The sequence below is a fragment of the Clostridia bacterium genome, from assembly GCA_035628995.1.
Lineage (GTDB): Bacteria > Bacillota > Clostridia > Lutisporales > Lutisporaceae > BRH-c25.
Window position 1 is genome coordinate 58,458 of the sequence record DASPIR010000021.1, and the last position, 13,113, is coordinate 71,570.

General features: G+C 41.4%; 15 protein-coding genes. 14 read left to right on the forward strand and 1 reads right to left on the reverse strand.

Features of this window, described 5'->3' with window-relative positions; all coding sequences use genetic code 11:
• Nucleotides 1-12: 12 nt before the first annotated feature.
• From VEB00_06120 to VEB00_06170, 11 genes are all read left to right on the forward strand, one after another.
• On the forward strand, nucleotides 13-1,536 hold the full coding sequence (locus VEB00_06120; protein HYF82585.1) for an Rne/Rng family ribonuclease: 1,524 nt from the start codon (nucleotides 13-15) through the stop codon (nucleotides 1,534-1,536).
• Nucleotides 1,537-1,729: 193 nt separating this feature from the next.
• Nucleotides 1,730-2,041, forward strand: coding sequence for a 50S ribosomal protein L21 (rplU, locus tag VEB00_06125; GenBank protein ID HYF82586.1), 312 nt, complete (start codon nucleotides 1,730-1,732; stop codon nucleotides 2,039-2,041).
• Between the two features lie 11 nt (nucleotides 2,042-2,052).
• A complete protein-coding gene (locus tag VEB00_06130; GenBank protein HYF82587.1) occupies nucleotides 2,053-2,385 on the forward strand; it encodes a ribosomal-processing cysteine protease Prp in 333 nt (110 codons plus the stop codon).
• A gap of 2 nt (nucleotides 2,386-2,387) precedes the next feature.
• The gene (gene rpmA, locus VEB00_06135) at nucleotides 2,388-2,660 is read left to right on the forward strand and encodes a 50S ribosomal protein L27 (protein HYF82588.1); all 273 of its coding nucleotides are present in this window, start codon (nucleotides 2,388-2,390) and stop codon (nucleotides 2,658-2,660) included.
• 134 nt (nucleotides 2,661-2,794) lie between these two features.
• Nucleotides 2,795-3,508, forward strand: coding sequence for a Spo0B domain-containing protein (locus VEB00_06140; protein HYF82589.1), 714 nt, complete (start codon nucleotides 2,795-2,797; stop codon nucleotides 3,506-3,508).
• A 29-nt stretch (nucleotides 3,509-3,537) separates the two neighbouring features.
• Nucleotides 3,538-4,815 carry a GTPase ObgE gene (obgE, locus tag VEB00_06145; protein HYF82590.1) on the forward strand — a complete coding sequence of 426 codons (1,278 nt, stop codon included), beginning with the start codon at nucleotides 3,538-3,540 and terminating at the stop codon, nucleotides 4,813-4,815.
• A 24-nt stretch (nucleotides 4,816-4,839) separates the two neighbouring features.
• Nucleotides 4,840-5,025, forward strand: a complete 186-nt coding sequence (locus VEB00_06150; GenBank protein HYF82591.1) for a hypothetical protein — start codon at nucleotides 4,840-4,842, stop codon at nucleotides 5,023-5,025.
• Nucleotides 5,026-5,076: 51 nt separating this feature from the next.
• The gene (gene yhbY / locus VEB00_06155) at nucleotides 5,077-5,367 is read left to right on the forward strand and encodes a ribosome assembly RNA-binding protein YhbY (GenBank protein HYF82592.1); all 291 of its coding nucleotides are present in this window, start codon (nucleotides 5,077-5,079) and stop codon (nucleotides 5,365-5,367) included.
• 350 nt (nucleotides 5,368-5,717) lie between these two features.
• Nucleotides 5,718-6,893, forward strand: coding sequence for a malic enzyme-like NAD(P)-binding protein (locus VEB00_06160; protein HYF82593.1), 1,176 nt, complete (start codon nucleotides 5,718-5,720; stop codon nucleotides 6,891-6,893).
• A 98-nt stretch (nucleotides 6,894-6,991) separates the two neighbouring features.
• Nucleotides 6,992-7,816 carry a transketolase gene (locus VEB00_06165; GenBank protein HYF82594.1) on the forward strand — a complete coding sequence of 275 codons (825 nt, stop codon included), beginning with the start codon at nucleotides 6,992-6,994 and terminating at the stop codon, nucleotides 7,814-7,816.
• A gap of 13 nt (nucleotides 7,817-7,829) precedes the next feature.
• The gene (locus VEB00_06170; GenBank protein ID HYF82595.1) at nucleotides 7,830-8,771 is read left to right on the forward strand and encodes a transketolase C-terminal domain-containing protein; all 942 of its coding nucleotides are present in this window, start codon (nucleotides 7,830-7,832) and stop codon (nucleotides 8,769-8,771) included.
• A 168-nt stretch (nucleotides 8,772-8,939) separates the two neighbouring features.
• Here the strand turns inward: VEB00_06170 and VEB00_06175 are convergent, their stop codons facing one another.
• Complete coding sequence (locus VEB00_06175; protein ID HYF82596.1) at nucleotides 8,940-9,761, reverse strand: MBL fold metallo-hydrolase; 822 nt, start codon at nucleotides 9,759-9,761, stop codon at nucleotides 8,940-8,942.
• 302 nt (nucleotides 9,762-10,063) lie between these two features.
• Here VEB00_06175 and VEB00_06180 point away from each other — a divergent pair, with 302 nt between their 5' ends.
• The 3 genes from VEB00_06180 to VEB00_06190 all read left to right on the forward strand — a co-directional run bounded on the left by VEB00_06180 (nucleotide 10,064) and on the right by VEB00_06190 (nucleotide 13,079).
• A complete protein-coding gene (locus tag VEB00_06180; GenBank protein ID HYF82597.1) occupies nucleotides 10,064-10,699 on the forward strand; it encodes a chloramphenicol acetyltransferase in 636 nt (211 codons plus the stop codon).
• A 441-nt stretch (nucleotides 10,700-11,140) separates the two neighbouring features.
• Complete coding sequence (gene aroF / locus VEB00_06185; protein HYF82598.1) at nucleotides 11,141-12,154, forward strand: 3-deoxy-7-phosphoheptulonate synthase; 1,014 nt, start codon at nucleotides 11,141-11,143, stop codon at nucleotides 12,152-12,154.
• A 61-nt stretch (nucleotides 12,155-12,215) separates the two neighbouring features.
• Nucleotides 12,216-13,079 (forward strand): prephenate dehydrogenase, encoded by an 864-nt coding sequence (locus tag VEB00_06190; protein HYF82599.1) that lies wholly within the window; start codon nucleotides 12,216-12,218, stop codon nucleotides 13,077-13,079.
• The last annotated feature ends 34 nt before the right edge of the window (nucleotides 13,080-13,113 follow it).

The following is a 13,113-nucleotide window of genomic DNA, read 5'->3' on the forward strand; positions in this document are numbered from 1 at the left end:
GAGTACATGTTGATGAAGGAAATAATCATTGATGTCGGTTCAAGGCAGACCAGGGTTGCTCTGCTGGAAAACAAGGAACTGACTGAAATATATATTGAAAGGCAGAGCAATGAAAGGATAACAGGCAATATATACAAGGGAAAGGTAGAAAATGTGCTGCCCGGGATGCAGGCAGCCTTTGTTGATATAGGCTTGGACAAGAATGCATTCTTATATGTGAAGGATGCACTGCCCAATACATATTCTGATGAAGATGATGAATGCATCGACCCCTCACAGTATAAGGATTATCAGATAGATGAGCTTCTGAAAGCAGGCCAGGAGATTATGGTGCAGGTTATGAAGGAGCCCATAGACACTAAAGGCGCAAGAGTAACCACTCACATCACGCTTCCCGGAAGGTTTGTAGTATTGATGCCAACAGTTGAATATATCGGGATATCCAGGCGTATAGAGAGCGATGCAGCTAGAGAAAAACTCAAAAAGACTGTTGAAGAATTGAAGCCAAAAGGAATGGGACTGATAGTCAGAACAGCTGCAGAAGACTGCACAGCTGAGGATATAGGCAATGATATAAATTTTTTACTGAAGCTTTGGGATAATATAAAACAAAAGCAAAAAACCGGAGTTACCCCGAGAATAGTGCATAAGGACATCAGCATCGTATACAGGACCATCAGGGACATGTTCACAAAGGGTATAGAACGGCTTGTGATTAACAACAAAGAGAACTACGAAAAGGTATGTGAACTTGTTGCGCTGATTTCATCCCATCTTAGAAGCAAGGTTGAATACTATAATAAAGGTTATGATATATTTGAGTTTTATCAGGTCGAACCTCAGATAAGCAAGATAATAAACCGGAAGGTATGGCTTAAATGCGGCGGCTATATAGTCATAGACCAGACTGAAGCACTTACCTCCATAGATGTGAATACCGGAAAATTCGTCGGCACGGTTGATTTAAAAGATACTGTACTGAAGACAAACACAGATGCTGCAAAAGAGATAGCGAAGCAGCTAAGACTAAGGGATATCGGGGGGATTATAATAATTGACTTTATAGATATGCCTGATATCGAACATGAAAGTGTAGTTCTTGAGGCTCTGAAGAATGCATTGAGAAAAGACAGAACGAGGACTAACGTACTTGGAATGACTCAGTTGGGTCTGGTAGAAATGACAAGGAAAAAGGTAAGACAGCGAATTGAGAATGTTCTGCTGGCGCCATGTCCATATTGCAAGGGAGAGGGAAGGATTCTCTCCAGTGAGACAATTGTCAAAAAAATAGAGAAGGAGGTAAACAGCCTGTTTTTTAATACCGGTGCCATGGCTGTTTATCTTGAGATACATCCCGACGTAGAGGAGCTTATAAACTATTACATAGCTGAAGATTTAATTGAACTTGGGAAAGACTATAAGAAACCTGTACTTATCAGGACTTCTGCTGAGCTTCATAGAGAGGGTTATTCCGTGAAGGGTATTGGTATGTCCGAGCTTACAGAGCTTCGCAAAGGTGGCTGCAGGGAGATATGAGCTCACTGGTTCGAGGTGCGGGAATCGTAGGGGCGAACAGTGTTCGCCAGTAATATGAAACAAAAGTTCAGGATAATTGACAAACAAGGTATGTTATGATAATATATATTGGCGTAGGCGTATCCGCTCGAATCGGGTTTTAAAAATTTTACCTAGTATTCGGCGAGACTTAATTATGAGGAGGTGTAGCCTAATGTATGCAATAATAAAGACTGGCGGCAAGCAGTATATGGTTAACGAAGGTGACGTGTTGATGGTAGAAAAGCTTGACGTAGAATCCGGTGCCAAGGTTGTGTTTGAAGAAGTACTTGCTGTAGGAAACAATGGTGAGCTGAACCTTGGTAGTCCTGTAGTTTCAGGTGCTAAAGTAGAAGCAACTGTAATTCAGAATGGCAAGGAAAAGAAGGTAATTGTTTTCAAATACAAGCCAAAGAAGGATTATAGAAAGAAACAAGGTCATAGACAGCCATTCACAAAGGTTAAAATCGAAAAAATAAACGCATAGAAGCGATTTTTATGATTAAGATTATAATCTATAAAGCCCGAGAGGGCGAAATAACAGGTTTCAAGGTAACAGGACATTCTGGCTATGCTGCGCATGGTAAGGATATCGTCTGCAGTGCAGTTTCAGCCCTTGCCCAAACGGCTCTGCTGGGACTTTTAAAGGTCGCAGAAGCAGACGTAGCTTATAAGATTGATGAGGGATACCTCACATGTAATCTTATGAACGCCGGCTCGGAAAGAAAGCGCATTATGTGTGAAGCAATACTTGGAACTATGTATGAAGGACTTAAGAATATTCAGGATAGCTATATAAAACACATTGATATAGTTGAAGAGGAGGTGTAGATATGTTCAAGATGAACCTTCAGTTATTTGCACATAAGAAAGGTGTAGGTAGCTCAAGAAACGGTAGAGACTCTCATTCACAGAGGCTTGGCACAAAGAGGGCTGACGGACAGCCAGTACTTGCTGGTAATATACTTGTAAGACAGAGAGGAACAAAGATCCATCCCGGCATAAACGTAGGGATAGGTAAAGACGATACTCTGTTTGCGCTTATAGAAGGTGTTGTAAAATTCGAGCGTAAAGGTAGAGACAAGAAGCAGGTAAGTGTATACTAGGCATAATAATAACGTAGAATCAATAAAGGTACGGCTAGACTGTACCTTTATTTTTAATCATTTTTATTAGAATAATTTTCCTTAATTGATAATGTATACATGGGTATATCCCGAAATACATGGGGGACTGATTAATGAAGAAAAATATAGAGGAATTCAAAACCGGCGTAATTACAAAAGGCAGAAGAGATGATGGAGTTGGAGGAGATTATGACATGCTTGAAGCTGAGAAGGAACGTTCTATAGAAAGCCTCAAAGCTCATTTGAGTGAGCAACGCCATGATTTTTTCAACCTATTGCAGGTGCTGTATGGTTACACACAGCTTAAAAAGCCGGACAAGGTGCTTTCGCACATAAAAGATTACTGCACACAAATGGAGAATATAGGAAGACTCTATAACTGCAAATGTATAAAATTGGCCGATTTACTTTACACTAAAGACAAAGAAGCAGGGAGTATTGATCTGAACTTGGAGGTCAATGTCGATGTAAGCTTTGAACCTGTTGTAAGAATGCTTGATGATGAAGCCGTTTTGCATGCTGTGGATCATGCTGTATCTATATTTTTGTATGTTCTTGATGATAAGGGCTTAAAAAATTCCCATATACAATTTGACTTGAGGGAAGGTGCAGATGACTTCCAAATGGAAATATACTGCAGGGAGCTTAGGGAAGGGCAACTCGAGCCTATAAGCTTTGTTATTCCTCTGCAGGAAATATATTGGAAAAAGATTGAAAGAAGTATAGTATGCATGGATAGAATTACAAAGCATTGCAATGACAAAGGCTTTGATGGAAGAATGCTTGAGGATGATTCAACTTTTGTATTAAGCATTCGCAAAAAATAAAATCGAACATAAAACGATGGGGTGTAAACATGTTTATTGATAAAGCTAAAATATTCATAAAATCAGGGGACGGCGGAGATGGCAGGGTGGCCTTCCGAAGAGAGAAATATGCTCCTAATGGCGGGCCTAATGGCGGAGACGGCGGAGACGGTGGAGACATTGTGTTCGTGGTTGATGAGAATATGAGGACGCTTATGGACTTCAGGTATAGGAGAAAACACGTTGCAGAAGATGGAGAAATGGGAGGCAACGTTAACTGCTCAGGCAGAAGTGCTGAGGATCTGCTTATTAAGGTACCTGCCGGTACATTGCTGAGAGATGTTGAGACTGGATCACTGATAGGGGATTTGAAGCACCCGGGAGATAGAGTTGTTGTTGCTCGCGGAGGTAAGGGCGGGAAAGGAAATCAGCATTTTGCCACTGCCACAAGACAGGCTCCCCATTTTGCACAGCCAGGGGAGAAGGGCATGGAAAGATGGATTGAAATGGAGCTTAAGCTTTTGGCTGATGTAGGACTGGTTGGTTTCCCCAATGTAGGGAAGTCCACCTTCTTATCCATTGTGACCTCTGCAACGCCTAAAATAGCAAATTACCACTTTACTACTCTTGTACCAAACTTGGGAGTAGTGGAGATGGAAGGTGGCAGAAGCTTTGTAATTGCAGATATACCGGGACTTATTGAAGGCGCATCAAGTGGTGTGGGACTTGGACATGATTTTTTACGGCATGTTGAAAGAACAAAAGTGCTGATTCATTTGTTAGATACCTCAGGACTTGAGGGAAGGGATCCCCTTGAAGATTTTTATAAAATAAATGATGAGCTTAAGATCTACAGCGAAAAGCTTGTGAACAAACCACAGGTGGTTGCCTGCAACAAAATGGACATTCCTGAATCTGAGGAGAATTACAGAATAGTAGCTGAGGAATTGGGCAAGAAGGGCTATGAGGTGTTTGCCATTTCAGCTGCGACTAGGGAAGGGATAGCGCCCCTGTTGGACAGAGTTTACAATCTGCTTGAAAAGGTAAAAGATGTTGAAGAACCAGTTGAAGAAATATTGGATTTAGTGTATCATAATAATACAAGTGATAAGCCATTTACTGTCAGAAAGGAAAATGGGGTATTTGTTGTTGAAGGAAGACTGGTTGAGCAGCTGCTTGCATCAGTTAACATGGAGGACAACGACTCTATAAAGTACTTTCAGAAGGTACTGAGAAAGAGGGGTATCGTTGATGAGTTGAGGCAGTTTGGTGTTAAAGACGGTGACACAGTAAAAATGCAAGAATTAGAATTCGAATATTTTGAATGATGAACTGGAGGTCAATTGTAGGAAATGAACTGCATGCATTGCGAAAATTGTAAACAGAACACCGCTACGTATTTCTGCTTGGCGAAGAACGAAATCATAATTAATGAGAATTTTGTGACCAATACTGAAAAAAGCAGAAGTGGATGGAAGAAGGGTGACCCTGGATACGAAACTCATCGACGCAAGCTCAAAAAAGAAGTAGAGGTATAAAACCTATGGCAGACGCGAGTCTGCCTTTTAAACATAACGGAGGAATATAATATGTTAACAAGCAAACAAAGAGCTTATTTAAGAGGACTTGCCAACACACTGGAACCTGCCTTCATTATAGGGAAGGGCGGCTTGAACGACAACATGATAGCAGATATTGACGCGGCTTTGGAGGCAAGAGAGCTTTTGAAGATAAAGGTATTGAACAACAGCATGGCAGAGCCCAAGGAAGCAAGCATAGAAATAGCCGATAGAATTGGTGCTGATGTGGTGCAGGTGATTGGCGGGAAATTTGTATTATACAAGCAGTCCAGGGAGAACCCGTCAATAGCATTACCATAATGTGCCCTGTAACAGAATTCGTTTTTAGAAGCAGGGCACAACATCAAGGAAGTGCGTTATTAACATTTTGAATGACTGGGAATCTGGGATGTTAATAAGCACTAGGGGGTGATTATGTGAAACGTAAAGCGGTCGCAGTAATCAGCATATTGATTATCATAGCCTTTATGCTGTCTATTATTGCTCCTATATTCCAGTAGCGGGTATTATGTGTAATATCATAAAACTGTAAAGAATGCCAATGACAGAGTTTTGAAGTGCCGTACTGGACAAGGGTTTAACCTCTTGGTTCAAGTACGGTTTTTTAATGTAGAGGACTATGCATCTGTAAATAAAAAGGAGGGCATTATATGTCAATATACGAGGATTCTGTTAACTTTCATGAGAAAGTGCGGGGTAAGATTGAAATAGTATCAAGGGTGGAGGTCAATACATCCAGGGATATGAGCCTTGCATATACTCCGGGAGTTGCGGAGCCTTGCCTAGAGATTCAGAAGGACCCTGACAAGGCATACATATATACAAGAAAATGGAATACAATAGCCGTAGTATCAGATGGAACAGCTGTATTGGGACTTGGAGATATCGGCCCATTGGCTTCGCTGCCGGTTATGGAAGGGAAGGCTGTGCTTTTTAAGAGCTTTGGAGATATCGACGCTTTTCCAATTATTATAGACACCAAGGATGTAGATGAAATAGTTGAAACGGTAGTAAGGATTTCCCCTTCCTTTGGCGGTATAAACCTTGAGGACATTTCTGCACCAAGGTGCTTTGAGGTTGAACGAAAGCTCAAGGAACGATGTGATATACCGGTATTTCATGATGATCAGCACGGGACTGCAATAGTAACCCTTGCAGGGCTGTTGAATGCTTTGAAGCTGGTGGGTAAAGAGCTTAAGGATATTAAGGTGGTTGTTAATGGAGCAGGTGCGGCAGGAAATTCAGTAACCAAGCTGCTCTTATCTTCAGGAGTGAGGAATATTATAATGTGCGACAGGACGGGAGCTCTATATGACGGTATGGATAGAGGGGATGCTGAGAAAAAGAAAATTGCAGCGTTAACCAATCCGAAGAAGCTTAAGGGGACACTAGCGGATGTAATAAAGGGAGCGGATGTATTCATAGGAGTATCCGCACCGGACGTATTGACGAGCGAAATGGCGGGCACAATGAATAAGGATTCCATTGTATTTGCAATGGCCAATCCCACGCCTGAGATATTTCCGGAGACCGCAAAAAAGGCAGGAGTACGTATAATCGGAACAGGAAGGTCTGACTATCCCAATCAGGTAAATAATGTTCTGGCTTTTCCGGGCATATTCAGAGGAGCCCTTGATGCAAGAGCCAGTGATATAAATGAGGATATGAAGGTCGCTGCTGCCTATGCAATTGCAAGCGCGATACCTGAAAATGAATTGAATGATGAGTATATAATCCCAAAGGCTTTCAACAGAGAGGTGCAGAGGAAGGTTGCTGAAGCTGTAAAGGAAGCGGCAATAAAAAGCGGAGTGGCAAGAGTAAAATAATGGTTAACTCAGATATGAATGTCTGATATAATATTCCTTAGACAAATTTATAGAAAACTATATAATATAAGGATTTATTAAAAGGAGGAGAACGAATAATGCAGGACAAGGACACAATATTTCTAAAAGACAAAAGCAGACATATACGACGTTTGATTGTTGATGAAATCGGAAGGCTTGGTGTAGGACATATTGGAGGATGCCTTTCTCCGGTTGAGGCGCTGGTTGTTTTATATTATAAACAGATGAATATTGACCCTTCCAATCCCAAAATGGAGGGCAGAGACAGGTTCATAATGTCCAAAGGGCATGCCGGACCGGCAGTTTACGCTGTGCTTGCCGACAAGGGATATTTTGATGTTTGTGAGCTGAATACGCTGAATAAACCCGAGACTAACCTTCCAAGCCATTGTGATATGCTGAAAACCAGAGGTATCGATATGACGGCAGGCTCCTTGGGGCAGGGGATATCCTGTGCGGTAGGTATGGCAAAGGCGTCTAAGATAATGAAGGATAGTGCATATATATATTGCATGGTTGGAGATGGTGAAAGCCAGGAGGGTGAAGTATGGGAGGCAGCCATGTGTGCTGCTCAGTTCAAACTGAATAACCTTATAGGCTTCACTGATTACAACAAGTATCAGATAGATGGATCAGTTCAGGAAATAATGAGCGTTGATCCTTTGGACAAAAAGTGGGATGCCTTTGGCTGGAATGTCATATATGTAGCCGATGGGCATGATGTTACTCAAATAGATGATGCTGTAGAAAAAGCAAAAAAATCAACTGATAAGCCTAGTATGATAATACTTAATACTGTAAAGGGCAAGGGAGTATCCTTTGTAGAAGCCATGGGAGTTAAGAACCACAACATGCCTGTTACAGAAGAGCAGAGGCTTCAGGCACTGAAGGAATTGGAATAAGGGAGGCAGAAAGATGTACGAGAAAATGGAAATGAGACAGGTATTGGCTGAAGTACTTGACAAGTTGATGGAAAAGAATGAAAAGATAGTTGTAATAGATGCAGACCTTGCAAGGGCAAACGGGACACTTCCGCTAAAGGAAAAATATCCTGAAAGGGCCTTTGATGTGGGAATAGCGGAGCAGAACATGGCGGCTGTGGCGGCTGGTATGGCTGCATATGGGTTCGTACCCTTTATAGGCTCCTTCACGCCTTTTGCCACAAGAAGGATATGTGACCAAATAACAATATCAATAGCCTATGCGAAAAGAAACGTTAAGATAATTGGTACAGATCCAGGCATTTCTGCAGAGCTTAATGGCGGAACACACATGAGCATGGAGGATATCGGGGTAATCAGAAGTATTTCAGGGATAGTGATATTCGAGCCTGTTGATGCAGTTCAGCTTGCAAAGGCACTTCCCGTTATAGTTGAATATGATGGTCCTGTATATATAAGGATGTTTAGAAAGGCTTCACCAATAGTATTTAAGGACGATTACGTATTTGACCTATTCAAGGCAGATTTAATAAGAGAAGGCAAGGATGTAACTCTGTTCGCAACTGGAATAATGGTGGATGAGGCTTTGAAGGCTGCTGAAATGCTTAAGATTGAAGGCATAGCTGCTGAAATAATAAACATACATACTATGAAGCCAATAGATAGGGAAGCTGTAGTAAAGTCAGCCAGGAAGACAGGCGCAGTAGTAACCTGTGAAAACCACAATGTCATCGGCGGCCTCAAGAGTGCAGTGGCTGAGGTACTAGTAGAGGAGTATCCTGTACCAATTAAGGCAATAGGTGTCCAGGACCACTTCGGTGAGGTTGCGAAGATGGAGTACCTGAAAAAGAAGTACCATATGACAGCAGAAGATATAGTAAAAGCAGCAAAAGAAGCAATAGCAATGAAGAGGTAGCATTGCAAATAGCCATTCCAAACAAGAGCAGCCCAGTGATAGCTTCGTATAAGTATACTTAGCTATTCACAGGGCTGCTTTGCTATACATACAATTTGCTTAAAGGTGCTATACATGGCTACTCTATTAGTGCTGCATTATCATTAGCCATAACAGAGAAGCCTACTATTACCTATCCACATAGCGTCCGTGTTCTGGCACGGCCATTTCTTTGAAGTTATTCACCAGCAAATCCAGGTGGCGTGAAAGCTCTTCGCCCTTCATTGGCTGTCCGTGGCTCGGGATAATAAGCGATGGTTTTAGGTCATGGATTTTTCTTACTGACTCTTCTGCTGCCTTCCAATCGGTGGTAAGATATTTTGGTGGTCCACTTATGTGCTCTTTTTGGAATAGTACCGATATTAGAGATTCCTGTTTTACTGTGGTAAGGGCATCTGCAGCAATAAGTATTCTATCCTTTTCTTTGAAAAGGCAGATATGCCCCTCGGTATGTCCCGGGGTATGTACCCACTTCCAATTAGGTAGGCCGGGAACGCTTCCGTCCTTGGGAAGCTCTACGGCATGATAGCCTAAATCGATGCTGTGATGAGGGAAGGCCGGGGATATCTTTGCTATCATGCCTTCGTCCACTGTAGGGTCTGCCAGCGGATAGTCCTTCTTGCCTATTAAATAAGGCAGCTCAAGACTATGGGCATATACTGGCACCTCCCATTTGGCTGCCAGCTCAATAGCTGAGCCTACATGGTCGAAGTGGCCGTGAGTGAGTATGACGGCGCTTGGACGAGCGTTTCTGCCATAGAATTCTTCTGCGGTTTTCACAATAAAGTCTGCTGAGTTAGTCAAGCCAGTATCTACAAGCACCCATTCATCACGGGTTTTTAAATTAGTGCTGGCTACTATACAGGCATTTGCAACCGTGAATTGCAGCAGTATAATATCCTTCGTCACCTGCTTTGACTGCATGGTAAGGTTGGACAGCATATTAAGCATTTCATCTACTGTAGATATAATAAACACCTCCTATACTTTTTGCGAAATATCCTTTGTATTGTTCATTCAGATTTCACAAAAAGTTTCCTTAGTTGTTATTGAATTCGCACTATACCCAATGTAAATACTTTTGTGCGCTCAATATAATATATCATAGGGTTATTTTGCTCAAATGCAAAACATATTATAAATATGCATGCTGTCCTAAATATATAGAGATATATGACATTTGTCCTTTATTGGTTGAAGTTTTTGACTTATACTTTACTTATTAACAGAAGATAATGTAAAGGATGATGCAAATGAGATATTTGGATATTGAAAACTGGAATAGAAAAGAGCATTACAACTATTTTAAGGAGTTCGATTATCCGCATTTCAGCATATGCGGCAATGTTGACATCACTGAATTCAGCCGGTTTGTGAAGGATAGCGGAAGTTCATTTTTTTTAGCCTTACTGTTTGCTTCGGTAAAGGCAGCCAACAATATCGAGGAATTTCGCTATAGAATAAGACAGGATAAAGTGGTGGTACATGATAAGGTAAGTCCCTCCTTTACAATGATGACCTCAAAAGAAGTATTCAGCTTTTGTACTGTGGAGTTTGAAGAGAATTACAATGAGTTTTATAGGAGCGCTTCCCGGGAAATAGAGAAAGCCAAAGACCAGATAAGTATCAAGGACGAGCCGGGACGGGATGATCTGCTGTATATCACAAGCATCCCATGGGTTTCTTTTACCAATATAACTCACCCGATTCAGATGAGACCCGTGGATAGCATTCCGAGAATATCCTGGGGGAAGTACTTTGAGGAGAACACAAAAGTGAAGCTGCCATTATCGGTTCAGGCACATCATGCATTAGTTGATGGCGCCCATGTAGGGCAGTATTTTATGAGGCTTCAAGAAATACTTGATAGTCCAATGGCGCATTTTTAAATTAAGCAATTCACAATATAACTTGGCACACATTCTGTTTTATTACAATAAAATAGTAGCAAATAAACAAAATAGCAGTTGACATCTTAGGTCTATGTGCTATAATCGATAGAAATACCTTGATTCAGAATATTTAAAGTTTGGAGATTTGTGCAATGAATAATTTATTGGGAAAGGGAATAAGCGGAATATATTACTTTAGCTTTAGCCTGTGCTTTTATTTTAGCATCGGTTATTTTGCTTGCAAAAAAGAATATGTTCCTTTTCTTAATGAGTTTATAAAAGCCAAGCACATTATATATAGAAAACCTCTGTATATATGAAAAAGCGACCGTTGCAAATAAGGCTCATTAGAGCCTTATTTTTTTTATACTTCTGACGGCACAAGGCTATTTTTACAAAATGCTTTGATGTTACATACTAATTTAAAGGAGGGTTATCATGGTGATAGTAATGAGAGCAGATGCTCCAGTAAAAGAAATCGAAAAGATAAAGGAAAGGCTGGAAGCGGGGAACCACAAGGTAAGTGTAATAGAGGGCACAGATTATTGCGTGCTCGGTATTATAGGAGACACGACAGAAATAGATACAAATGAAATCGAAGCAAATGAATATGTAGAAAAGGTCATGAAGGTTCAGCAGAGCTACAAGCTTGCAAACAGAATGTTCCACAGAGACAACTCAGTGATAAGGGTAGGGGATAGGACTATTGGCGGTCAGGATCTGGCCGTAATAGCAGGTCCTTGCTCAGTAGAGAGTGAAGATCAGATATTGGAGCTGGCAAAAAGAGTGAAAGAGTGCGGAGCAGGATTTTTAAGAGGAGGTGCATTCAAACCCCGTACATCTCCTTACAGCTTCCAAGGCATGAAACTTGAAGGACTTGAGCTTTTGAAGCTTGCCAGGGAGGAAACCGGCCTTCTGATTGTAACAGAGATTATGTCTGCGGATATGATAGATAAATTCGTAGAAGATGTGGATGTAATACAGGTAGGCGCAAGGAATATGCAGAATTATGAGCTTCTGAAGGAGCTTGGAAGGACCACAAAGCCTATACTTTTAAAACGAGGACTGTCTGCAACAATAGAAGAGCTGCTTATGTCAGCGGAGTATATAATGTCTGAGGGAAACGGCAATGTAATACTTTGTGAAAGAGGTATAAGAACCTTTGAGACCTATACAAGGAACACTTTGGATATTAGTGCGGTTCTGGCAATCAAAAAACTCAGCCATTTACCTGTTATAGTTGATCCAAGCCATGCGGCAGGCTTGTGGTGGATGGTTGAAGCCCTTGCAAAAGCATCGGTAGCAGTGGGCGCAGATGGAATTATGATAGAAGTCCATAATGATCCTGCAAATGCTAAGTGTGATGGACAACAATCCATTAAACCGGAAAGGTTCAGAGCATTGATGGAGGATATAACCGCTATGGCAGGCTCGCTGAGAAGAATTATTTAGCGGTAGGCTGCAAATATAGAAATTGAAATATTATAAGTAAATTTTATCTCAGTTTGGGGGAATGAAATTGGAAGAAGGCAGCTTTAGAAGAAATATCGCGGTAGTAGGCTTAGGGTTGATAGGCGGGTCCTATGCCATGGCTTTGAGACAGCATAAGGCAGGAAGAATATTCGGAATCGATATAGACGAGAGAGTGCTGGATAAAGCAGTCAACTGTGGAATTATAGACGAGGGTGCAATTGATTGTGAAGCAATATTATACAAGTCGGATATCGTAATAATTGCTCTCTATCCCCGAGATACAATTGAATTTATTGAGAAAAGTGCCAAGTATCTCAAACCTGGAACAATAATTACCGATACCTGTGGTATCAAGCAGCCAATAATTGATGCTGCAAAGAAAAGCTTGCCGGGAAATGTGGAGTTTGTGGGCGGACATCCAATGGCGGGCAATGAGTTTCAGGGCTTTGATGCTGCGTCGCGGGAGCTCTTTTTTAACACTAACTATATTATCACACCCCATGAAAGTAATACTGAAGAGGGAATAATGGCTGTCGAAGGGCTGGCTGCTGCAATAGGCTGCAAGTGTGTGACCAGAATAGACCCAGAGGCCCATGACCAGATGATATCTTTTACAAGCCAGCTTCCGCACGCTGTTGCCATATCATTTGCAAACCTTATAACCGGCAAGAAGGACATGAGTGCTTTTACCGGACGCAGCTTCAATGATGCCACCAGGGTTGCAGCCTTGAACAAGGAGCTCTGGACTCAAATATTCATGATGAATAAAACGAATATTATAGATAGAATAGGGGATATGGAAAAAATGCTGCAGGAATTGAAGAATGCTATAAATGAAAAGGATGAAAGCAGCCTTCATATATTATTCGACAATGCCATCAGAGAAAAAAAGGAGATAGGATAGATGAGAGCTTTTGCAGGAATATTTGAGGCTTTTG